The sequence below is a fragment of the Dermacoccus sp. PE3 genome (assembly GCF_001021715.1).
In the GTDB taxonomy this organism is placed as follows: Bacteria; Actinomycetota; Actinomycetes; order Actinomycetales; family Dermatophilaceae; genus Dermacoccus; species Dermacoccus abyssi.
The window spans coordinates 880,645-902,017 of sequence record NZ_LDCM01000001.1 but is presented as its reverse complement, the minus strand read 5'-3'; the positions used below and the strand labels follow the sequence as shown (position 1 = coordinate 902,017).

Below are 21,373 nucleotides of genomic sequence, written 5' to 3'. Positions count from 1 at the left end.
GCCGATCACTCGGGTGTTGCGCTGCGCGCCGGGGGCGCGTCCCAGAGCTGGACGTTCTTCGCCTGCGGGAGGCTCGAGCGTTCGAACACGGGATCCTTGCCGGCGGCACGCTGCGTGAGGAAGTCCTTGAGCAGCGCCACGGACAGCCCGCCGAGCGGGAGCAGGGCAAGCAGGTTGATCGTGGCCATGATGCCCATCGCGAGGTCCGCTATGTTCCACACGAGGGCCACCGAACCAAGAGCACCGCCGACGACACACACGAGGACGCCGACACGGAACGCCGTGAGCAGGCCCTCGCCCGGCTTGGACTCGGTGAGGAAGCGGATGTTCGCCTCGCCGTAGTAGCTGTTGCCGAGGATCGACGACCAGGCGAGGAAGAAGATGACGATCGACAGGAACGGCCCGGCCCACGATCCGACCTGCGACTGGAGGGCGGTCTGCGTCAGTCCGATGCCCTCCGGGTCGCTCACGCCGTACTTAGGCTGCGTCAGCAGGATGATGAACGCCGTCGCCGAACACACGATGATCGTGTCGAAGTAGACGCCCAAGGCCTGCACGAGACCCTGCTTGACCGGGTGCGATACCTCTGCGGTTGCGGCGGCGTTCGGCACCGAACCCATACCGGCCTCGTTGGAGAACAGACCACGACGCATGCCCTGCATGAGGGCCGCACCGAACGCAGCACCCGTGATCTGCTCGAAGCCGAGGGCGTGACCGACGATGTGGCCGATCATCGCCGGAACCTCGCCGATGTTCATCGCGACGACGACGAGCGCCACGCCGACGTAGGCGACGGCCATGACCGGCACGATAATCTCCGTGACGGCCGAGAGGCGACGCACGCCGCCGAAGATGACGGCTGCGGTCAGCGCGGCGACGATGAGCCCGATGATCCAGGCCAGGCCCTTGGCGTCGTCGAAGTTGGCCTGCACCGAGGCGCTGATTGAGTTGGCCTGCACGGCATTGAAGACGAAGCCGTACGTCACGGTGATGACGACGGCGAAGGTTGCGGCCATGCCCTTGCGGCCCAAGCCTTCGCGGATGTAGTACGCCGGACCACCGACGTAGCCGTCCTTGCCGCGCACCTTGTAGAGCTGCGCCAACGTGGACTCGATGAACGCGGTGGCACCACCGAGGATGGCGAGCATCCACATCCAGAACACGGCGCCGGGGCCACCGATGGCGATGGCTACCGCGACACCGGCGATATTGCCCGTACCCACGCGGGACGCCGCGGAGATGGTGAAGGCGCGGAACGCCGAGATCCCGTCGTTCTCGCCGGCACCGGAGGGCTTCTCCTTGATGGCTCGGAACATCTCCGGCAGCAGCCGCACCTGGACCACCAGGGTGCGCGCCGAATACCAGAGGCCCGCAGCCACGAGCAGGGCGATGACGAGATACCAGAACTTGTCGTTGATCGTCGCAATGAAGTCGGCTGCTGCTTCCATGCCCCGTACCCTACGGTGCGCAGAGAGCCGATGCCGGAATGAAACTGGTTGAAGACGCCGGTGTTTCGTCAGATGTTCCGTGTGTCTGTGCGGGTGTGCACAGCGGCCCCACGCCCGGCGTCGGACGTGGGGCCGGTGCGCTCGCCCGCTCGAGCGGGCATGGTTCGGTCAGTCGCGGGGACGCCCACCCCGCAGCTCACGGGTGATTGCGACCGCACAGATGCCCAGCACTGCCGCGCCGAGGACGGCTTTCAGCCACTCGCCGTTGATGAGGTCGCTGACGAAGAAGTACCCGAATACGACGGCCAGGATCGCGAAGACGATGAGCTGGATCGAGGGACGACCGGTGCGCCGATCGATCGCCCGGTCGCTCAACGGGTCCGTGCCCTGCTGGAACGGGGAGTTCGCGACGTCGTCGCGGGTGAAGCGTCCGTCCTGCGTCGAGTCGAGGGCACTGCTGCCGTCGGGGTTCAGGTGCTCCCCCTGAGCGCCCTTGGCTTCGGGGTTCTCGGGCAGATCGCCGTCCGGCGTGGGGTTCTTGCGCTCAGCCACGATCGATCCCGAGGGCGTCCATGATGCGGTTGAGGTCGTCGACGGAGGCGAACTCGACGGTGAGCTTGCCCTTGTTCTTGCCCATCGTGATGCCGACGCGCGTGTCGAGCTTGTCCGACAGGTTCGACGCGAGGTCGTCGAGCGCCGGGTTGGGCTCCCGCGGCGTTGCAGTGCGGCGGGGCTTCTTGTCCTCACCGATCGCGACGATCTCCTCGGTGGCACGCACCGAGAGGCCCTCGGCGACGATGCGCTGAGCGAGACGCTCCATGGCGGCCGGGTCGCTCATGCCGAGCAGGGCCCGGGCGTGGCCGGCCGACAGCACGCCTGCTGCGACACGGCGCTGGACGACCGGGGGCAGCTTGAGCAGACGGATCGTGTTGGAGATCTGCGGGCGGCTGCGACCGATCTTCGAGGCGAGTTCGTCGTGCGTACAGCCGAAGTCCTCGAGCAGCTGCGCGTACGCGGCGGCCTCTTCGAGCGGGTTGAGCTGGCTGCGGTGGAGGTTCTCGAGCAGCGCGTCGCGCAGCAGGTCCTCGTCAGTGGTCGAACGGACGATGGCCGGTACGGCCTCGAGGCCGGCTTCCTGCGAGGCGCGCCAACGGCGCTCACCCATGATGAGCTCGTACGGTGTCGTCGCGTGCTCGGGGTCTTCCGCCGGCACGGGACGCACGACGATGGGCTGGAGAACGCCGATCTCGCCGATCGAGTGGACCAGCTCGGCCATGTGTTCCTCGTCGAACACCGACCGCGGCTGCTTCGGGTTCGGACGAATGAGTGCAGGGGCGATCTCGGCGAACTCGGCGCCGGGCACGGGAGCGAGCTCCGGCTGTTCCTTTGCGGTCGGCGTCTCGCTCGGCGTGGCGTTCTCGAGCTTCTCGATCTCCGTTTCACGTGAAACGGTGGGCGCCTTGCCGGCGGGCTGCGTCACCGCGGCCGCCGCGGCCGCGAGGTCATCACGTCGGTGCGTGGCCGAGCGCGGCGCCGTGCGGGGCTCGGTCTCGCGCGGCTGGTTGTACGAGGGGCGGGGCGTGAGGGCCTCGCTGAAGCGCGACTCACGGGCTGCGGGGGCCGCAGCGGCCTCCTGAGCAGCCTGCTCGCGCTTGCTCTCGGTGAAGAAGACGTCGGTGGGTCGCGTCACCCGTGTCGGCTCGGTCGCGTTGGGGATGAGGGCACCGAGACCTCGCCCGAGGCCGCGTCGCTTGTCGTTCATCGCAGTCCACTTCCTACTGAGTCGATCGAACCGCTCACGGCTCGTGATCCGAACATGCCGGTCGAGCCGGCGGGGTGGTGTGTGGGCGTCATCGGCCGATACGTCCGGAGGGTTCCGGAACATCTGTGCCGCGCAGCGCGATCTCCCTCGCAGCGTCGCGGTAGCTGAGAGCGCCGGTACTCGACGGGTCGTACGTCATGACCGTCTCGCCGTGGCTCGGTGCTTCCGAGATTCGCACCGAACGCGGCACCAGGGCGCCGAGCACCTGGTCCGAGAAGTGCGTGCGCACCTCTTCGGCCACCTGCGCGGACAGGTTGGTGCGTCCGTCGTACATCGTGAGCAGGATCGTCGAGACGTGCAGGCCCGGGTTGAGGTGCATCTTGATCATCTCGATGTTCTTGAGGAGCTGGCTCAGCCCCTCGAGCGCGTAGTACTCGCACTGGATCGGGATGAAGACCTCGTCAGCCGCCACGAAGGCGTTGACCGTGAGCAGGCCGAGGCTCGGCGGGCAGTCGATGAAGACGTAGTCGTAGCGGTCTTCGTCACTCGCTGCCGCAAGTTGCGCGTTGATCGCCCGGTGCAGGCGCGACTCGCGGGCGACGAGCGAGACGAGTTCGATCTCCGCGCCGGCCAGGTCGATGGTGGCAGGAGCGCACCACAGGCCCGGGATCTCCGGGCACTCCTGGACAACGTCGGCCAGGGGCGTGCCCTCGACGATGACGTCGTAGACACTCGCCACGTCCGAGTGGTGCTCGATGCCCAGTGCCGTGGACGCATTGCCCTGGGGGTCGATGTCGATGACGAGGACCTGGAGGCCGGCCTGGGCGAGGGCGGCGGCCACATTGACCGTGGTCGTCGTCTTGCCGACGCCACCCTTCTGGTTGGCCACAGTCAGCACCCGCGGGTGGGCCGGACGGGGAAGTCGTTCCACACTCGTGAGGGCGGCGCGGGCCGCGCGTGCCCGGACCTCCTGCTCCCCGTCGGAGCTCTGCGCGAGCGGCGTTTCCATGGGTTCCTCGCTCGTCGTCATGTCCTGGCCGGACGTCTCGTGCGTGACGGTCGACCCGAGAGGGGCATAAGCGGGAACCGCCGGCTCGTCCTCGTCGGGTTCCTGTTCGCGCCAGGCATCGTCCGTGACGCGGTCAAAACTCGGCACCCGCGGTCGTCCGGCTCGGCGAGCCTTGCGGGAGGGCAGAGCCTGAGCGGCCAAGGCGGTGTCGGCCGGGATCTGCGCAGCATCGTCGTCAGTGGAAGCAGGTGCGCTGAGGGCGCCGGCCGCGGTGGCCGACTCGGTCGACGCCGGTGCCGTTGCACCCTCCGAAGAGGCCGAAATGTCGGCCCCCGACGCGTGATGCCGAGGCACGTAGGCGGGCTCGCTCGCCTCGGCCGGATCTGCCGCCAGTACCTCGGTGACGGTCGTTGCCGCGTCACCCACCGCGGCCTCGTCCTCGACGGCGACTTCCTCGAGCTTGTGTGTCGAAGCGCCGTCCTGCTGTGTCACCGCGGGCTGACCCACCTGCGATGTTTCACGGGAAACATCGTGGCTCCCGAGGAGGATGTCGTAGCCCTTCGCCTCGGAGGGAGCGACGCCTGAAGCATCGGCCGCCGGAACATCACGTCGGGCATCTGGATCGTTCTCAGGAGCAGGGGTCTCGGCGATCGGCTCGAGCGCCTCCGCCTGCACCGGCGTCTGCGGGTCGAGCACTACTGACTCTGCGCCTTCCGAGTTCGTCATCCTCGTTTCACGTGAATCACGAGGGGCGCCGTCAAGGTCGACAGCGGTCTCGACGACGACTTCCTCCACGGCAGACGTCGGCAACCCCTGCCATCCCACCGGTGTCGGTGAAGAGGCAGATTCAGCGGCGCCCGGCGTGATCGCCGGCCAGCCCACGGGTGCGGTCGTTGTCACCGTTTCTCCTTGAAGTCGCGTTGACGAGCCCGCCCATTGTGTCACCTTCGCGAACGGCCCCGAACGCAGTTGTCCCCAGGCTCCGGCTAGCCGGCACACCTGGGGACAACGTCAAGAAGACTGGGCTCAGTCGCGACGACCCTGTCTGCGCGCCGCCTTCTTCTTCGCCGTTGACGGGCCGGTTCCGGCCTGCTTCCGGGTGAGCTGCGGTGCCACGCCCTCGACACTCAGGCGCAGGGTGACGGTCTCCGGGTCGACAATTCCGGCGCCCCACGTCTCGACGTCCGCCTCGACAACCTTGAGCTTGCGCAGGATCGAGGCGTCCTCGTCCCGTTCGAGAGCCGCGCTCGAACCCTTGAGCACGAACATCTCGCCACCCCGCTGAACGAGGGGCAACGACCATCGGGCGAGTTCGCCTATCCGGGCCACGGCACGGGAGGTGACGACGTCGAACGAACGCTTGCCCCACAACTCGTCAGCCCGAGCCCGCACCACCTCGACGTTGTCGAGCTCGAGGTCGTCGATGACGCGCTCGAGCCAGACGGTGCGGCGCAGCAACGGCTCGACGAGCGTCAAGCGCAGGTCCGGCCGTGCGATGGCGAGCACCAAGCCGGGCAGTCCGGCGCCGGCGCCGATATCGGCGACGGCGCTCTCGTCCGCAATGCCGGGATGGACGACGGCGCAGTTGAGCACGTGTCGTTCCCACATGCGCGGAACCTCACGTGGCCCGACGAGGCCGTGCGTCACCCCTGTGTCACACAGGTGCGCGACGTAGCGCTCCATGACGTCGACACGCGCACCGAGGAACTCTCGCGCGGCATCCGGAGTGGGCGGCGGTGGAGCCGCTTCACCGATCGTCGGCTGCTCCTCCGGGGTGTTCACGTCCGGTCGTTCCACGTGAAACGTCAGTTCGGAAGAACGACGACGTAGCGGTTCGGCTCGGTGCCCTCGGACTCGGAGGTGAGACCGGCGGCCAGCACGACGTCGTGGACGACCTTGCGCTCGAACGCGCTCATCGGCTCCATCTCGACCTTCTCGCCGGATTCCTTGACGCGCGCGACGGCCTCGGCGCCCTTGGTCTCCAGCGTCGAGCGTCGCTCGGCGCGGTGGCCGGCGATGTCGAGCATCGCGCGGCTGCGCTCACCCGTCTCGGCCTGGACGGCGAGGCGCATGAGTTCCTGCAGCGCATCGAGGGTCTTGCCGTTCGAACCGACGAGCGAGCGGGGCACCTGCCCCTCCTCGGAGTCGACGATGGAGACGGACGCGCGGTCACCGTCGACCTCGACGTCGATGTCACCGTCGAGGTCGGCGATGTCGAGCAGCTTCTCGAGGAAGTCGGCAGCGATCTCGCCCTCGCGCTCGAGGTTCGTCACGTCGGAACGCGCGGAGGTGTTCTCGGACATCCTTGCTACCTCTGCTTTCAGTTCTTCTTGCGCTTCGCGCGCGGGGTGTTCTTCTTGGGCTGGTTACGCGGGCCGGTCTGCTGGGCCTTGGCCGGACGGACGTTCTCCTTGACCGGGCCGGAAACCTCAGTGGAGGTGTCCGCGGTCTTCACCGACTTGTCCTTCTTAGCGGACGCCGGCGTGGCACCGCTCTTCGCGGCCTGCTGCGCCTTGGCCTGCTCCTGAGCGCGGTCCATCGCCTGCTGGAAACGCGTCTTCGGCTTGCCCTCGTTCTCCTTGCGCAGGTCGTCCATCGTCACGGTCTTGTGCTCACGGCCCTTGGAACGGTTGCGCTCCTCGAGCTTCTTCTCGGCGTCCGAACCCGGGGTCGGCATTCGACGGATGACGTACCACTGCTGGAACATCGTCCACAGGTTCGTGACGAACCAGTAGATGAGAACACCGATCGGGAAGTTCACACCGGAGATCGCGAAGAACAGCGGCATGAGGTAGATGATGATCTGCTGCTGCTTGGCCATCGGGCCCTCGAGCGCGGCCTTCGGCATGTTGCGGCGCATGAGCTGGTGCTGCGTGATGAACGACGTCGCCGACATGAGGATGATGAGCAGGACGGCGACCCACTTGGCTGCACCCCAACCCGACGTTCCCATGAAGGTGGACGAGAGCTTCGCTCCGAGAAGAGTCGAGCTCTCGGCCTGGCTCGCGAGCTCCTTCGTGAGGAAGCCGATGGGCCCACGGTCACCGCGGGCGATGTCGTCGAGGTTGTTGAGCACGCGGAAGAGCGCGAAGAAGAACGGTGCCTGCAGCAGGATCGGCATGCAGGAACCCATGGGGTTGGTACCGGTGGTCCGGTACAGCTCCATCATTTCTTCTTGCTGCTTTTGGCGGGACTCCGGGTCCTTCTTGCCCTTGTACTTCTTCTGGATCTTCTGCATCTCGGGCTGCACGAGCTGCATGCGGCGCGAGGCGTGGATCTGCTTGACGAAGAGCGGGATGAGCAGGATACGTAGGACGATCACGAGTCCGGCGATCGAGAGGGCCCAGGTCCAGCCCGACGCTTCAGGCAGCCCGACGAGGGTGAAGAGCTTGTGCCAGCCGACCATGATGGCGGCGACGAACCACTCGAGCGGATAGAGCAGGGTGTCAAGCATCAATCATCCTTCGCTTTGACGGGTGCAGGTGCGGCGTCGGACCGTCCGTGCTCCCCGTGGGCCGAGTGGCCCTTCGGTGGAACGTGGTCGACCCCACCGGGGTTCCAGGGGTGACAGCGCGCGAGACGCTTCAGGGTGAGCCAGGTGCCCTTGATCGGCCCGAACCGGGTGAGCGCCGTGAGGCCGTAGGACGAGCACGTCGGGTAGAACCGGCAGGTGGCAGGTAGCGCGGGCGAGATCCAGCGGCGATAGAAGCGCACGATGACGAGCAGGGGCCAGACGGCAACATGTCGCCAACCCGTCACATCGTCGGCCGTGGACGTCGTCATCGCTTCGCTCCGGCACTCGCCGTTTCACGTGGAACGCCGTCGTCGGTCCGAATCCGCTTGTGCGCCTTCGTGAGCATGCGCTGCAGTTCGGCACGGACGGCGTCCGTGCCGGCGCCGGCGATGGCCGGGTTGGCGCGCACGACGATGTCGAGACTCGGATCGAGGCGAGGCAACTCGTCACGCACGAGATGACGCAGGACCCGCTTCGTGCGCGAGCGAACCACGGCGTTTCCCACGGCCTTGGATACGACAAAACCGACGCGCGGCCCCACCCTTTCCGGGTGCGCGAGGCCGGACGCGTCGGAGTCGATCATCTGGACCACGAGCAGCGAACCGCCGGCTCGACCGGAGCGGCGATTCCGCAGAACGGCGCGGTACTGCCCGGCGTCACGCAGACGGTGAGGCGCTGGCAGCACGGCCGTTGCCGCCGAGGCTCAGGCGGAGAGCTTGCTGCGGCCCTTGGCGCGGCGGTTGGCCAGGATGGCGCGGCCGGCGCGGGTACGCATACGCAGACGGAAGCCGTGCGTCTTGGCGCGGCGACGGTTGTTGGGCTGGAAGGTGCGCTTGCTCACGTCGATCTCCGATGAAATGGGCGAGCGCTGACGCGTCGCCGTCGTACTGGTGGTCTAGTTGTCGCGCCGCCGATTTTTCGGTTGTTTCGGGCAATGTCGCGATGTGCGCGTCTCGACCCGAGCCCCATTTGGGGCGCAGACAATCGCCGTCAACTGTACGGGCCGTGACCAAGCCGGTCAAAACGACACACGCGCGACTCGATGTTCAACGGCGCACACGCGCAAATAACACATGTGTGATTCATACGGGCGTGGTGAAATCCAGTCGACACGCCGTTAACGTGTCCGGAAAGCAGACCCGTTGTCCTCTCCAGCGCCCCGAAGCCGCGACACTTCGGTACACAGGCTGTGGATAACGTTGTGGAAACCACCCTTAGTATGGGCGTTCCACAGACGAGCACCGCACCAGGAGGAGCCTTCGTGACCACCGACGAACCCGTCGACTACGAACGCACGTGGCACGCCGCCCTGGCGGAAATGAGCAAGCACGGCATCGGTTCTCGTGACCGAGCCTTCCTCAACCTCACGCGCTTCGTCGGCCTCATCGGTGAAAACGTCCTGCTGTCCGTTCCCTTCGAGCAGACCAAGCGCATGCTCGAAGGTCCGCTGCGCGACCAGGTCGCCGAGGCACTCTCGAACCAGCTCGGACAGCAGGTTCGCGTCGCCATCTCCGTCGACGAGAGCCTTCAGGCCGCAGTCCAGGAACTCGACGGCGCGGGCGCCGATGCGGAAGGTGCTGCACAGACTGGCGCAGATGCGAATCCTGACATGAACGCCCAGGAGCCCGACCACTCCGACGGCACACTCGGATTCTCGCTGCCGGGCGGCTCCCAGATCGCGGCCGAGCAGGTTCCGCGTCCTCGATCGGCGCACCCCGGCGTCGTTCTGCCCCCCCGTTCCGTGGGTGGCCGCACGGACGCTCCGCCGCCGAGCGACGAGGAGTACTCGCCACGGCTCAACCCGAAGTACACCTTCGACACGTTCGTCATCGGTGACAGCAACCGCTTCGCCCACGCGGCCGCCATCGCGATCGCCGAGGAGCCCGGACAGGCCTACAACCCGCTGTTCATCCACGGTGACTCGGGCCTCGGCAAGACCCACCTGCTGCACGCCATCGGGCACTACGTGCACGACTACCACCCCAAGTTGCGGGTGCGCTACGTCAGCTCCGAGGAGTTCACGAACGACTTCGTCAACTCCATCCGCGACGACCGCGCGGCCACCTTCCAGCGCCGCTACCGCGACAACGTCGACGTCCTGCTCATCGACGACATCCAGTTCCTCCAGGGCAAGGAGCAGACGCAGGAGGAGTTCTTCCACACGTTCAACGCTCTTCACTCCTCGGGCAAGCAGATCGTGCTCACCTCCGACCAGCCGCCGGAGAAGCTGACGACGTTCGCCGACCGCATGCGCAGCCGGTTCAAGTCCGGCCTCACGACGGACGTGCACCCTCCCGAACTGGAAACCCGCATCGCGATCCTGCGCAAGAAGGCCAACGCCGAGCGCATGGACATCGGCGACGACGTCCTCGAACTCGTGGCCTCGAAGATCTCGACGAACATCCGAGAGCTCGAGGGCGCGCTCATCCGCGTCGCTGCGTACGCCTCGCTCCAGAAGGAGCCGGTCGACCGGGCCAAGGCGGCGTTCGTCCTCAAGGACGTCGTACCGAGTGAGACCGGGCAGATCACGGTGCATCAGATCATCTCCGAGACGGCCGTCTATTTCGGTGTCACGGTGGACGACATCAAGGGCACGTCCCGCTCGCGCAACCTCGTCACCGCGCGCCAGATCGCGATGTATCTCTCGCGTGAACTGACCGAGCACTCCTTCCCCCAACTGGGGCAGCACTTCGGTGGACGTGACCACACCACCGTCATGCACGCGGAGAAGAAGATCCGCCAGCTCATCGGCGAACGTCAGCCGATCTACGACCAGATCACCGAGCTGACGACACAGATCAGGCGCCGCAGCGCTTGATCCACGAGGTTGTGTTTCACGTGAAACACACCCTCTCTCGTAGGCTCGGTCGGTGACTTCCGCCCCACGACGCGCCGGCGTCCTGCTGACCCTCATCCTGGCCGGCCTGTCGATGTTCGGCCCGTTCAACGTCGATGCGCCGCTGCCCGCCTTCGGCGAAATGGGTGCGGAGTTTCACGTGGAACCAGCCGCGATGCAGTTGGTCGTCAGCGTCTACCTCCTCGCCTTCGCGCTGATGAGCCTGCTCCACGGCCCCATCTCCGACGCCGTGGGCAGGCGTCCCGTCATGCTCATCGGCATCGGCGTCTACGTCGTCGCGCCATCGGATGCGCCCTGTCGACCTCCCTGACGATGCTGCTCGTCTTCCGCATGTTCCAAGGGTTCGCGGCCGGTGCAGGGCAGATCATCGCGCGAACCGTCATCCGTGACCTCTTCGAGGGAGCGGAAGCGCAGCGACTCATGAGCCAGGTCTCGATGATCTTCGGTGTCGCACCGGCCGTGGCGCCCGTCCTGTCCGGGCTCCTCCTCCAGGTGGGCTCCTGGCGCACGATCTTCTGGTTCCTCGTCGCCTTCGGCATCATCATGGCCGTCTCGGTTGCTCTTTCTCTGCCGGAAAGCCTCCCCGCCGAGCACCGGACGCCGCTGCGCGTGGGCTCACTCGTGTCTGGGCTGCTCGCCGCAATGCGGAGCGGCCGCTTCATGCGCGTGGCCTTCGCAGCCGCGTTCTCCTTTGCGGGCCAGTTCCTCTACATCTCCGCCGCACCGTTGTTCCTCATCGGACTGCTCTGTCTCGGCGAATCCGACTTCTGGGTGTTCTTCGTCCCGATGGTGGCTTGCATGATCACCGGATCCTGGACGAGTGGACGGCTCGCCGCACGGGTGACGAGCGACCGTCAGATCACCTACGGCCTGGGCTTCGCCTTCCTCGCGGCCTCAGCGGGCGCCATTGTCTCGGTGACGCCGGTCGGCGACGTCCTGCCGTGGGCCATCGTGGCTCCCGCTCTCATCGCCTATGGGATCGGGCTGTCCCTGCCCACCCTGCAAATTGCCATGCTCGACCAGTTCCCCCACGCCCGCGGAAGCGCGGCGTCGGCGGGCACCTTCGTCAACCTCGTGACAAGCGCTCTCGTGGCAGGTCTCGTGGCTCCTTTCGCGGCCGAGAGCGCCTGGACGATGGCGGTCACGGCGCTCGGTCTCGTCATGCTCGGGGCCGCGATGTGGCTGTGGCACCTCGTCTCGACCCGCCCCGTCAACGCGCTCCGTCAGAGCGTCCGACGCACTGTCCCCGGCTCGTCCCGTCGGTCTTGAGCTTGGGGCCGATAGTCGGGGTTGTCCACAGGTTCTGGGGACAACCCTGGGGACGCTGTGGGCAACGACCGCTCGGACGCCCCATCACAGCCGGAGAAGCCCCGACATTCCGCGAAACTCCGCCTGGGGACATCCTTGTGGATTTGTGGACAACACCACTGTGATTCACCTGCCCCACATGAACAGGACCCCTTCGTCACACGCTTTTCCACAGAATCTGGGGATAACTCCGTGGACAACGGTCGAAATCAGGGGATAACACCCCTTGAGCGCCGTCGGCGTCTGTGGACGCGAAAAATCCGTCCACACCCCCACTGTGTCGTCCCCAACGACCATCCCCACGCTGCCCACAACCGGAAACCGCGGGATCTCCGGCACAGATGTGGTTGTCCCCAGAATCCACACCCCCTATGACGACGACCAACTCTTTCTCCATCGCGATCAAGCGCCCCACGAATCCACACCCAGGCCAACCGCGGCGACCGCCTAGGACAGCTCCTCGACGCTTGGGGCGTCAGCTCCACCTGCGTTAAGCTCACCGCGAATACCTGTGCTCCTGCGCTCGCTTCCCCACGACGTAGGCGAACCACGAAGTGACGAGGACGGTGGACGTGAAGCTCCGGGTTGAACGTGATGTGTTGGCCGAAGCTGTGGCGTGGGCCGTTCGAGGTCTCTCGCAGCGCCCGCCGGTTCCGGTGCTCGCGGGTGTCCTGCTCGAAGCCACCGAGGACGGCCTGACGCTCTCCGCGTTCGACTACGAGGTCTCGGCCAAGGTCACCGTCGACGCCGACGTCGAGGAGCCCGGCACCGTGCTCGTGCTCGGCCGCCTGCTCGCCGACATCAGCAAGAGCCTGCCGCACAAGCCGATCGAGCTCGTGAGCGAGGGCTCCAAGGTCCAGGTCACCTGCGGTTCGGCCAAGTTCAGCCTCCAGAGCATGCCGACGGGCGAGTACCCGACGCTGCCGGAGAACCCCGAGCCCACCGGCGTCATCGGCGGTGACGTCTTCACCCAGGCCGTCGCGCAGGTCAGCGTGGCCGCGGACCGCGGCGACACCCTGCCGATCCTCACGGGTGTGCGCATCGAGGTTCAGGGCAACAAGCTCACCCTGCTGGCCACCGACCGCTACCGCCTCGCCATGCGTGAGGTGCTGTGGAACGGCGGTGACGAGAACGCGCAGTACGCGGCCCTCGTCCCGGCTCGCACGCTCGACTCCCTGGCCAAGGCGCTCGGTGCGGCGGGCAGCGTCTCGCTGTCGCTCAGCGGCGCGTCGACCGGCTCCGGCCTCGCCGGTTTCGAGGCCGGAGCGCGCCGCATGACGACGCGCCTGCTCGACGGCGACTACCCCAAGGTGACGAGCCTGTTCCCCACGAGCGTCGACACGACGGCGGTCGTCGAGACGGCGATGCTCGTCGAGGCCGCCAAGCGTGTCTCGCTCGTCGCCGAGCGCAACATGCCCGTGCGTCTGCGCTTCGGTGACGACGCCGTCCGCATCGAGGCCGGTACCGGCGAGGACGCCCAGGCCTCGGAGACCTTCGAAGCCCGCATCGAAGGGCCGGAACTCGAGATCGCCTTCAGCCCCCAGTTCCTCCTCGACGGCCTCGGGGTCGTCGGCACGAAGTACGTGCGCTTGGGCTTCACCCAGCCCACGCGTCCGGCCGTGCTGTCCGGTCAGGACGAGCTCGACGGCGAGGCCGACGACAGCTACCGCTACCTCATCATGCCGGTGCGCTTCGCCAACTGACCAGCCTCGTCCGGCGGTGTCGGACGGCATGTGGTCGTTCCCGCGACGGCGGCGTAGCGTGAGCACCGAACGCCGCGCCTTCGGGTGCGGCAACCAGACTTCCTCAGCAAGGAGTTAGACCATGCAGCTCGGACTCATCGGCCTCGGCAAGATGGGCGGCAACATGCGTGACCGCATGAAGGCCGCCGGCATCGACGTCATCGGTTTCGACACCAACCGCGAGATCAGCGACGTCGCCGATCTCGCGGAACTCGTCGAGAAGCTCGAGGCTCCCCGCAACATCTGGGTCATGGTGCCGGCCGGCAAGATCACGGACTCGGTCATGTCCGAGCTGCAGGGCCTGCTCGCCGAGGGTGACCTCGTCATCGACGGCGGCAACAGCAAGTGGTCCGATGACCTGGGGCACGCGGAGCAGTTCGCCGAGACCGGCGTGCACTTCATGGACTGCGGCGTGTCCGGTGGCGTGTGGGGCAAGGAGAACGGCTACGGCCTCATGTGTGGTGGCGCCGAGGAGGACGTCGAGCGCATGATGCCCGTCTTCGACGCGCTGCGCCCCGAAGGACCTCGCGAAGAGGGCTTCGTCCACGCGGGCAAGGTGGGCGCCGGTCACTACGCCAAGATGGTGCACAACGGCATCGAGTACGGCCTCATGCACGCGTACGCCGAGGGCTGGGAACTGCTCGAGGCGAAGGACATCGTCACCGACGTCCACGGTTGCTTCAAGGCCTGGACGCGCGGCACGGTCGTGCGGTCCTGGCTGCTCGATCTCATGGTCAAGGCGCTCGAGGAGACGCCGCACCTCGAGGGAATCTCCGAGTACTCGACCGATTCCGGTGAGGGTCGGTGGACGCTCGAGGAGGCCATCGCGAACGCCGTGCCGATGCCGGTGCTCGCCGCCGCTCTCTTCTCCCGCTTCACGTCGCGCCAGGAGAACAGCCCGCAGATGCAGGCCGTCGCCGCGCTGCGCGGACAGTTCGGCGGTCACGAGGTCATGCAGTTCGGCCAGGAGCCCTACCGCGTCGCCAAGGAGGGACAGGCCGAGGTCTCGCCCGCGGCCCAGCCCAAGCAGGACGACGGCGCGTCGCGTCCGGGTGCCGCCAAGAGCGAGCACTGAGTCTTCCTCTTTCGACCCCAGGGCACACGAGTTCGACGTGAGGCTGCGTCACTTGTCGCTGCGTGACTTCCGCTCCTACAGCGAAGCGGAAGTCGATCTCACCGAAGGAGTCACCACATTCGTGGGACTAAACGGCCAGGGCAAGACGAATCTCGTCGAAGCCGCCGGCTACCTCGCGTCCCTGGGGTCGCACCGTGTCTCGAACGACGCTCCCCTCGTCCGGTTCGGTGCGGAACGCGCCTTCGTCCGTGCGGCCGTCGTCCGTGATTCACGTGAAACAGTGCTCGAACTGGAAATCGTGCCCGGCCGAGCGAACCGGGCACGCGTAGGGCGATCGGCTGCCACGCGCCCCCGTGACATCCTCGGCACGTTGCGTACCGTGCTCTTTGCGCCGGAGGATCTGGCTCTCGTCAAGGGCGACCCCGGAGAACGTCGCCGCTTCCTGGACGAGTTGCTCGTGGCTCGCCAGCCTCGGTGGGCTGGCGCACGCTCCGACTACGACAAGATCCTCAAGCAGCGCAACGCCCTCCTCCGTTCTGCGCAGCCCGTCCTGCGAAAGGGAAGCCGGGGCGGCACGCTGACCCCCGAAGAGGCCGTTTCACGTGAAACGACTCTCGACACCCTCGTCGAGTGGAACACCCACCTTGCCGCGGTGGGCGCCTCTCTCGTCTATGCGCGCCTGCGTCTGCTGCGCGATCTGGCACCGCACGTGGCGTCGTCGTACGACGAGGTGAGCGCGGGCCGCTCGGAGGCTCGGCTCACGTACGTCTCGTCGCTGCCGGAGGCCGTCGCTCGTCGGATCGCCGACGGCGAGGTGCCCGAGCGCGAGGAACTGGAGAAGGCCTTCCACCAAGCGTTCGAGGAGATGCGTCAGCGCGAGATCGACCGGGGCGTGACCCTCGTCGGGCCGCACCGCGACGACGTCACGCTGACACTCGGTGACCTGCCCGCGAAGGGCTACGCCAGCCACGGTGAGTCGTGGTCGTTCGCCCTCGCCCTGCGTCTTGCGGCCTTCCACCTCCTGCGCAACGACCTCAAGACCGACCCGGTTCTCGTGCTCGACGACGTCTTCGCCGAGCTCGACGCGGGACGACGCGAGCGCCTGGCCGCCATGGTGGCCGACGCCGAGCAGGTGCTCATCACCGCCGCGGTGGCCGAGGACGTCCCCGACGCACTCAGCGGGCGCACGTACTACGTGACGAAGGGGTCGGTCTCCGCCGAGGAGGCGGATGCTGCCCCGCTCACCGAATCCGGCACCACCTCGGGGTCGGCCGACGCAACGTCCGATGACGGCGGTGCCGATCATGACTGACGGCGACGGCGACGGCGACGGCCGCGGGGACGAGTCCACGGACGCCCGGTCGACGCACGCGGCACTCGACGAGAGTTCGGTGGAGGCACCCGCGACGTCTGCTGTCGAGGACGACCCCCTGACGGCAGCCCGAGCGGCGTTGGCTCGCGCTCAACGGGGTGCCGCCGAACGCGGGTTCCGTCCGGGGTCTCGACCCATGCGTCGAAGCCCACGCGCCACGGACACACACGACGCGCGCAAAGGACGAGGCGGACGCAACGGTCGCGACCCGCTGCTGCTCGGCAACAACATGAAGCGACTGCTCGAGGACCGCGGATGGAATGTCGATGTCGCCGCGGGCACCGTGATGTCACGGTGGGCCGATCTCGTCGGACCGGGTGTCGCGGACCACGCCTCTCCCGTCAGCTTCGAGAACGGCATTCTCACGGTACGGGCGGAGTCGACGGCGTGGGCGACCCAGCTGACCTTGCTTGCGTCGACGATCATCCGGTCGATCGAGCAGGGCGTCGGTGACGGCGTGGTGGCGGAGCTCAAGATCGTCGGTCCCTCTGCCCCCAGTTGGGTGCGAGGTCCCCGACGTGTCGCCGGGCGTGGTCCGCGGGACACCTACGGCTGACATTTCCAACACAACGCAGTCCACCGCTAGCGTGGTATGTCCGGCGCCATAGGGGGCGCGATCGCTTCACCTCACGTTTCACGTGGAACATGAGGACGGAACGAGAGGTGACGAATGAACGAGCCGAACGGTTTCGAGGAGTGGAATCGGGGCGTCGAGCGACCCCCGTCACGCGGCAGTGGCTCCGACCCGGGTGCCGAAACCGAGCCCGGTGTGGCCGACCTGTGGGGTGAGGCCAGCGAACCGGTGGCCTACCGCACCTCACGCCGACCCGACTGGTTGGCGCCGGCGCTCGTCATCGTGCTCGCCAGCCTCGCGTTCGCCACGGCGTGGTCCATCACCCGGGGATCGGGCAGCCGGCCACTCGTCGCTCAGCCGTCGGCGGCCACGGCTCCCTCCGACACACCGTCGTCCAGGACGCAGCCGCAGACCGGGACAGCCGCTCCATCGACGTCCGAGGCGCCGGCGTCCTCGTCGACGACGCCCTCGTCCTCCGTGGCGACCAAGGCATTTTTTCCTGCCGGTACCGTGGCGACGTGTGGCTCGGGCGAGGCCGTACCCACGTCCAGCGTTCGTCTCGCCCGCGGCACGAACTCCACCTGCTCCTACGTCGCCGACGTCGTGACCAAGGTCAACGCGCACCTCGCGGAGAATCCGGGTGCCACGACCTACACGGTCAGTCCGTACAGCTCCTCGTTGCGCAAGGTCGTGACGTTGCACTGCACCCGCGCCGACCACCTCTCCGAATGCACCGGTGGTTCCAACGTTCGTCTCTGGGTGAGCGACAGCGTCGGCTGAATTGTGGCAACCGGCGTCTCCTCCTCCACCTAGACTGACGGCGGAGAGGGGAAGACGATCACCATGTACGAGGACGAGACGCGGGGCTACCCGCAGTCGCCGAAGCCACACGAAGCACCGACGTCGTGGGTCACGGCCGACCGGACGATGGCCGACAGCGGGGGCGCGTCGCAGCAGTACCACGGAGAACCCCCTCGCGGGCCGAAGCAGTGGCTCGTACCGGTGTTGCTCGTCGCTGCCGCGATCGTCGGCTTCGCCGCCGTCACCTTCTTCATATCCGGGGGCGACGAGACGCCGGCGAGCACCCAGTCCTCGACCGTTGCCTCGGCACCGTCCTCCACGCCCAGCGACCCGAGCGCTGCCGAGGCCACCTTCCCCGACGACAGCGTGACGACGTGCGGCCAGGGCGACCCCATCACCGTTCCCGACATCCGCATTGCACGCGAGTCGAACACGAGCTGCGCTTACGTCGTGGAGATCCGGAGCAACGTGCTGGCGCACCTCGCCCAGGATTCGGGCGCTACCTCGTTCACGATCAACCCCTACAGCGTCGCGAAGCGCGCGTACGTGCCGCTCACCTGTGAACGCTCCGATCACCTCAGCCTCTGCACGGGTGGCACTGCTGTGAGGGCGTGGGTGAAGGACTCGGTCGGGCCATGACCCACGACGAGGAGACGCGCGCGTCGGGCCCCGAGCACGACGCGGAACCGAAGACCCCGGCGTTCTGGAACGAGCCAGAGGCCGAGACGCCGGAGCGGCGATCGCCCTCACGTGGCCTTGTCATCGCCGTCGCGCTCACATCCGTGCTCGTCCTCGCGCTGGCACTGGGGGCGCTCGCCCTGACGCGCGGACAGAAGGACGCATCCCCGCCGCCGCCCTCCGACCCCGCTACCTCGAGCGACGCGCGGTCGACGTCGAGTTCCTCCTCCTCGAGTTCCTCCTCCTCGAGTTCCTCGAGCAGTTCGTCCTCGGCGCCGTCGTCGACGACGAGCGAGACCGGTGGCGACTCCCGAACCGCGGCGCCTGCGCCGTCGTCCCCAGCGCACAGTGAGAGCCGAAGCTCCGTGGCCGAGGCTCCGACCAGCACCCCGACTCCCACGCGAACGGGTCTGACGCCGTTCCCGGCCACGACGTGGAACCTGTGTGGCGACCGCACGAGTCAGCAGACCAACACCGCCGTTCAGGTGCGCCAAGGGCAGGGGCACTATTCGAGTTGCCCCTTCCTCGTCACCGTGCGTGACGCAGCGTTGAGCCAGGTGGCGCGAAAGCCTGACACAGCCTCCTTCCCGTTGAAGGTCTACAGCGCCTATCGCAAGGAGAACGTCGCCGGTTCCGACGGGTACATCGACCTCACCTGCTCGCGCCGGGGTGGGCTCGTCAACTGCTTCCGGGCGAGCGATCCCGACGTTGACATCTGGGTTCAGGAAGGCGCCGGCTGATCCCCTTCAGATTGGACGCGCGACACGTCGCAGACGGCCCCGAGCGCCTTCGGTGGCCCCAGGGACGATCCCCGGCACGCCGGGCGAGAGAAAATCGCGGAAAATGCCTGTGTGGGCATGTTTCGGGGCAGTCCTGCGTCCACTGACCCGGTAGAATGGACACGATCAGGACCTGCCACCCTCTCTCGGCCTTCGTACGCCGATCTGTGACGTTCGACCCCGTGTCGCGTCCGCACCACCGTGGCAGGCACCGCACGGTGAAGGAGCACAGTGGCCGACCAGCCCACGCACGACGACGCGACGAACGAGCCGATCCCCGGCGGCGAAGCACAGCAGGTGCTTCCGCCCGAGGCACACGTGCGCTCGCAGATCGACACCGAGTACGACGCCAGCGCCATTCAGGTCCTCGAAGGCCTCGAGGCGGTTCGCAAGCGCCCCGGTATGTACATCGGCTCGACCGGTGAACGCGGCCTGCACCACCTCGTGTGGGAGATCGTCGACAACTCTGTCGACGAGGCCCTCGCCGGCCACGCCGACCGCGTCGACGTGACGATCCTGCCGGACAACGGTGTACGCGTCAGCGACAACGGTCGAGGCATCCCGACCGGCCGCAACGAGCAGTACGACATGTCGACCGTCGAGCTCGTCCTCACGCAGTTGCACGCCGGCGGAAAGTTCGGCGGCGGCGGCTACAAGGTCTCCGGTGGTCTGCACGGCGTCGGTAGTTCCGTCGTCAACGCGCTCTCCACGCGCCTCGAGGTCGAGGTGCGCCAGAAGGGCCACGTCTACCGCATGGAGTTCGAGGGCGGCGTGCCGCTCGGCCCCCTGCGCGAGGAGGAGGCCACCGACGAGACCGGTACGACGATCACGTTCTGGGCCAGCCCCGAGATCTTCGAGACGACGACGTACGACTTCGAGACGGTGCGCGCTCGCTTTCAGCAGATGGCGTTCCTCAACAAGGGCCTCACCATCGCGCTCACCGACGAGCGTGCGGAGGTGCTCGACGAGGGCGCGGCCGACGAGGCCGCTGCTGACGCAGCAGCCGAGGGCGGCGACGCGGAGACGGCCGACGCCGCAGCCGAGAAGGCGAAGAAGGGCAAGTCGGTCACGTACCGCTACGACGACGGTCTGCTCGACTACGTCAAGCACCTCAACTCGAGCAAGCGCGCCGAGGTCGTCAACGAGGACATCATCGCGTTCGAGGCCGAGGACACCGAGCGTTACCTCTCCGTCGAGGTCGCGATGCAGTGGACGACGGCGTACAACGAGTCGGTCCACACCTACGCCAACACGATCAACACGCACGAGGGTGGCACGCACGAAGAGGGCTTCCGCGCCGCGATGACGAAGCTCGTCAACGACTTCGCCCGCCGCGAGAAGCTGCTCAAGGAGAAGGACGACAACCTCACGGGTGACGACATCCGCGAGGGTCTCACCGCCGTCATCTCCGTCAAGCTTGCCGAGCCGCAGTTCGAGGGCCAGACGAAGACGAAGCTCGGCAACTCCGAGATCAAGGGCTTCGTCCAGGCCGCAGTGCGCGACGAGTTCGACCACTGGCTGCAGATGCACCCGCGCGAGGGCAAGGCCATCGTCAACAAGGCGATTGCCGCCGCTTCGGCGCGCATGGCGGCCCGCAAGGCACGTGAGACCGCACGCCGCAAGGGCCTGCTCGAGGGCGGCGGTCTGCCGGGCAAGCTCAAGGACTGCCAGAGCAAGGACCCGAGCCTGTCCGAGGTCTTCATCGTCGAGGGTGACTCCGCAGGCGGCTCCGCCGTGCAGGGTCGCAACCCGTTCAACCAGGCGATCCTGCCCATCCGAGGCAAGATCCTCAACGTCGAGAAGGCCCGCATCGACAAGGTGCTCGCCAACCAGGAGGTCCAGGCCCTCATCTCCGGTTTCGGTACCGGCATCGGCGAGGACTTCGACATCGACAAGGCGCGCTACCACAAGATCGTGCTCATGGCCGACGCCGACGTCGACGGCATGCACATCCGCACGCTGCTGCTGACGCTGCTCTTCCGCTTCATGCGCCCGCTCATCGAAGCCGGCTACGTCTACCTCGCGCAGCCGCCGCTCTACCGCCTCAAGTGGAGCAACCACGAGCACGAGTTCGCCTTCACCGACCGCGAGCGCGACGCGATGATCGCCGAAGGTCAGTCGAAGGGCCGCCGCCTGCCGAAGGACAACGGCGTCCAGCGCTACAAGGGTCTCGGCGAGATGAACTACCAGGAGCTGTGGGAGACCACGATGGACCCGGAGGCGCGCACGCTCCTGCAGGTCACCCTCGAGGACGCCGCGGCAGCCGACGAGATCTTCGCCGTGCTCATGGGTGAGGACGTCGAGTCGCGCCGCAGCTTCATCCAGCGCAATGCCAAGGACGTCCGCTTCCTGGATATCTAACCTCTGTCGCGCCTTCTCAGCGCGCGGGCTTCAGGGTCTGCTCCTTCGTCGCATCCCCTGCTTCCCGCGCTTGATCGGCGGCGCGACGTCGTG

21 protein-coding genes are annotated in these 21,373 nt (G+C 67.2%); 11 read left to right on the top strand and 10 right to left on the bottom strand.

Translation table 11 applies throughout. The features are described 5' to 3' along the window. Positions 1 to 5: 5 nt before the first annotated feature. The 10 genes from AA983_RS04310 to rpmH form a co-directional block, all read right to left on the bottom strand. Complete coding sequence (locus AA983_RS04310; RefSeq protein ID WP_047310865.1) at positions 6 to 1,448, bottom strand: sodium:alanine symporter family protein; 1,443 nt, start codon at positions 1,446 to 1,448, stop codon at positions 6 to 8. A 168-nt stretch (positions 1,449 to 1,616) separates the two neighbouring features. Then, the gene (locus tag AA983_RS04305; RefSeq protein WP_047310864.1) at positions 1,617 to 2,000 is read right to left on the bottom strand and encodes a sulfite exporter TauE/SafE family protein; all 384 of its coding nucleotides are present in this window, start codon (positions 1,998 to 2,000) and stop codon (positions 1,617 to 1,619) included. Continuing rightward, positions 1,993 to 3,210 carry a ParB/RepB/Spo0J family partition protein gene (locus AA983_RS04300; protein WP_047310863.1) on the bottom strand — a complete coding sequence of 406 codons (1,218 nt, stop codon included), beginning with the start codon at positions 3,208 to 3,210 and terminating at the stop codon, positions 1,993 to 1,995. The genes AA983_RS04305 and AA983_RS04300 overlap by 8 nt, the downstream gene beginning before the upstream one ends. Positions 3,211 to 3,298: 88 nt before the next feature. After that, positions 3,299 to 4,543, bottom strand: a complete 1,245-nt coding sequence (locus AA983_RS15440) for a ParA family protein (RefSeq protein WP_369798758.1) — start codon at positions 4,541 to 4,543, stop codon at positions 3,299 to 3,301. A gap of 702 nt (positions 4,544 to 5,245) precedes the next feature. After that, the gene (gene rsmG / locus AA983_RS04290; protein WP_231579517.1) at positions 5,246 to 6,001 is read right to left on the bottom strand and encodes a 16S rRNA (guanine(527)-N(7))-methyltransferase RsmG; all 756 of its coding nucleotides are present in this window, start codon (positions 5,999 to 6,001) and stop codon (positions 5,246 to 5,248) included. Positions 6,002 to 6,024: 23 nt separating this feature from the next. After that, positions 6,025 to 6,522 (bottom strand): R3H domain-containing nucleic acid-binding protein, encoded by a 498-nt coding sequence (locus tag AA983_RS04285; protein ID WP_047310862.1) that lies wholly within the window; start codon positions 6,520 to 6,522, stop codon positions 6,025 to 6,027. A 17-nt stretch (positions 6,523 to 6,539) separates the two neighbouring features. Next, entirely contained in the window at positions 6,540 to 7,673 is a 1,134-nt protein-coding gene (gene yidC / locus AA983_RS04280) for a membrane protein insertase YidC (RefSeq protein ID WP_047310861.1), read from the bottom strand. Next, a complete protein-coding gene (gene yidD / locus AA983_RS04275; RefSeq protein WP_047310860.1) occupies positions 7,673 to 8,002 on the bottom strand; it encodes a membrane protein insertion efficiency factor YidD in 330 nt (109 codons plus the stop codon). Before yidD ends, yidC begins: the two co-directional genes overlap by 1 nt. Next, entirely contained in the window at positions 7,999 to 8,418 is a 420-nt protein-coding gene (rnpA, locus tag AA983_RS04270) for a ribonuclease P protein component (protein WP_047310859.1), read from the bottom strand. The genes yidD and rnpA overlap by 4 nt, the downstream gene beginning before the upstream one ends. A gap of 18 nt (positions 8,419 to 8,436) precedes the next feature. Beyond that, entirely contained in the window at positions 8,437 to 8,574 is a 138-nt protein-coding gene (rpmH, locus tag AA983_RS04265) for a 50S ribosomal protein L34 (RefSeq protein ID WP_047310858.1), read from the bottom strand. Positions 8,575 to 9,051: 477 nt separating this feature from the next. On the opposite strand from rpmH, the gene dnaA reads away from it, so the two are divergent. From dnaA to gyrB, 11 genes are all read left to right on the top strand, one after another. Beyond that, positions 9,052 to 10,551 carry a chromosomal replication initiator protein DnaA gene (gene dnaA, locus AA983_RS04260; protein ID WP_047311220.1) on the top strand — a complete coding sequence of 500 codons (1,500 nt, stop codon included), beginning with the start codon at positions 9,052 to 9,054 and terminating at the stop codon, positions 10,549 to 10,551. 52 nt (positions 10,552 to 10,603) lie between these two features. Further along, complete coding sequence (locus AA983_RS15770) at positions 10,604 to 10,900, top strand: MFS transporter (RefSeq protein ID WP_231579516.1); 297 nt, start codon at positions 10,604 to 10,606, stop codon at positions 10,898 to 10,900. 2 nt (positions 10,901 to 10,902) lie between these two features. Then, positions 10,903 to 11,859 carry an MFS transporter gene (locus tag AA983_RS04255; protein ID WP_231579515.1) on the top strand — a complete coding sequence of 319 codons (957 nt, stop codon included), beginning with the start codon at positions 10,903 to 10,905 and terminating at the stop codon, positions 11,857 to 11,859. A gap of 611 nt (positions 11,860 to 12,470) precedes the next feature. Further along, positions 12,471 to 13,601: a DNA polymerase III subunit beta gene (gene dnaN / locus AA983_RS04250; protein ID WP_047311219.1), complete on the top strand. Its 1,131-nt coding sequence runs from the start codon at positions 12,471 to 12,473 to the stop codon at positions 13,599 to 13,601. 121 nt (positions 13,602 to 13,722) lie between these two features. Next, positions 13,723 to 14,715, top strand: coding sequence for a phosphogluconate dehydrogenase (NAD(+)-dependent, decarboxylating) (gene gnd / locus AA983_RS04245; protein ID WP_047310857.1), 993 nt, complete (start codon positions 13,723 to 13,725; stop codon positions 14,713 to 14,715). A 37-nt stretch (positions 14,716 to 14,752) separates the two neighbouring features. Next, the gene (gene recF, locus AA983_RS04240; protein ID WP_047310856.1) at positions 14,753 to 16,027 is read left to right on the top strand and encodes a DNA replication/repair protein RecF; all 1,275 of its coding nucleotides are present in this window, start codon (positions 14,753 to 14,755) and stop codon (positions 16,025 to 16,027) included. Beyond that, positions 16,020 to 16,643: a DUF721 domain-containing protein gene (locus tag AA983_RS04235; RefSeq protein ID WP_082128737.1), complete on the top strand. Its 624-nt coding sequence runs from the start codon at positions 16,020 to 16,022 to the stop codon at positions 16,641 to 16,643. Before recF ends, AA983_RS04235 begins: the two co-directional genes overlap by 8 nt. A 114-nt stretch (positions 16,644 to 16,757) precedes the next feature. Beyond that, positions 16,758 to 17,441: a hypothetical protein gene (locus tag AA983_RS04230; protein WP_047310855.1), complete on the top strand. Its 684-nt coding sequence runs from the start codon at positions 16,758 to 16,760 to the stop codon at positions 17,439 to 17,441. A gap of 63 nt (positions 17,442 to 17,504) precedes the next feature. Further along, positions 17,505 to 18,101 carry a hypothetical protein gene (locus tag AA983_RS04225; protein WP_047310854.1) on the top strand — a complete coding sequence of 199 codons (597 nt, stop codon included), beginning with the start codon at positions 17,505 to 17,507 and terminating at the stop codon, positions 18,099 to 18,101. Then, positions 18,098 to 18,880 carry a hypothetical protein gene (locus AA983_RS04220; RefSeq protein ID WP_047310853.1) on the top strand — a complete coding sequence of 261 codons (783 nt, stop codon included), beginning with the start codon at positions 18,098 to 18,100 and terminating at the stop codon, positions 18,878 to 18,880. Before AA983_RS04225 ends, AA983_RS04220 begins: the two co-directional genes overlap by 4 nt. Before the next feature lie 270 nt (positions 18,881 to 19,150). Next, positions 19,151 to 21,280: a DNA topoisomerase (ATP-hydrolyzing) subunit B gene (gene gyrB / locus AA983_RS04215; protein ID WP_047310852.1), complete on the top strand. Its 2,130-nt coding sequence runs from the start codon at positions 19,151 to 19,153 to the stop codon at positions 21,278 to 21,280. Positions 21,281 to 21,373 lie beyond the last annotated feature (93 nt).

Coding starts and splice junctions, on each gene's coding strand:
- dnaA (WP_047311220.1), top strand. CDS start 9,052: ATGAGCAAGCACGGCATCGGTTCTCGTGACCGAGCCTTCCTCAACCTC.
- AA983_RS04285 (WP_047310862.1), bottom strand. CDS start 6,522: ATGTCCGAGAACACCTCCGCGCGTTCCGACGTGACGAACCTCGAGCGC.
- AA983_RS04235 (WP_082128737.1), top strand. CDS start 16,020: ATGACTGACGGCGACGGCGACGGCGACGGCCGCGGGGACGAGTCCACG.
- yidC (WP_047310861.1), bottom strand. CDS start 7,673: ATGCTTGACACCCTGCTCTATCCGCTCGAGTGGTTCGTCGCCGCCATC.
- AA983_RS04225 (WP_047310854.1), top strand. CDS start 17,505: ATGTACGAGGACGAGACGCGGGGCTACCCGCAGTCGCCGAAGCCACAC.
- AA983_RS04310 (WP_047310865.1), bottom strand. CDS start 1,448: ATGGAAGCAGCAGCCGACTTCATTGCGACGATCAACGACAAGTTCTGG.
- AA983_RS04230 (WP_047310855.1), top strand. CDS start 16,758: ATGAACGAGCCGAACGGTTTCGAGGAGTGGAATCGGGGCGTCGAGCGA.
- gnd (WP_047310857.1), top strand. CDS start 13,723: ATGCAGCTCGGACTCATCGGCCTCGGCAAGATGGGCGGCAACATGCGT.
- AA983_RS04220 (WP_047310853.1), top strand. CDS start 18,098: ATGACCCACGACGAGGAGACGCGCGCGTCGGGCCCCGAGCACGACGCG.
- AA983_RS04300 (WP_047310863.1), bottom strand. CDS start 3,210: ATGAACGACAAGCGACGCGGCCTCGGGCGAGGTCTCGGTGCCCTCATC.
- yidD (WP_047310860.1), bottom strand. CDS start 8,002: ATGACGACGTCCACGGCCGACGATGTGACGGGTTGGCGACATGTTGCC.
- AA983_RS04255 (WP_231579515.1), top strand. CDS start 10,903: ATGCTGCTCGTCTTCCGCATGTTCCAAGGGTTCGCGGCCGGTGCAGGG.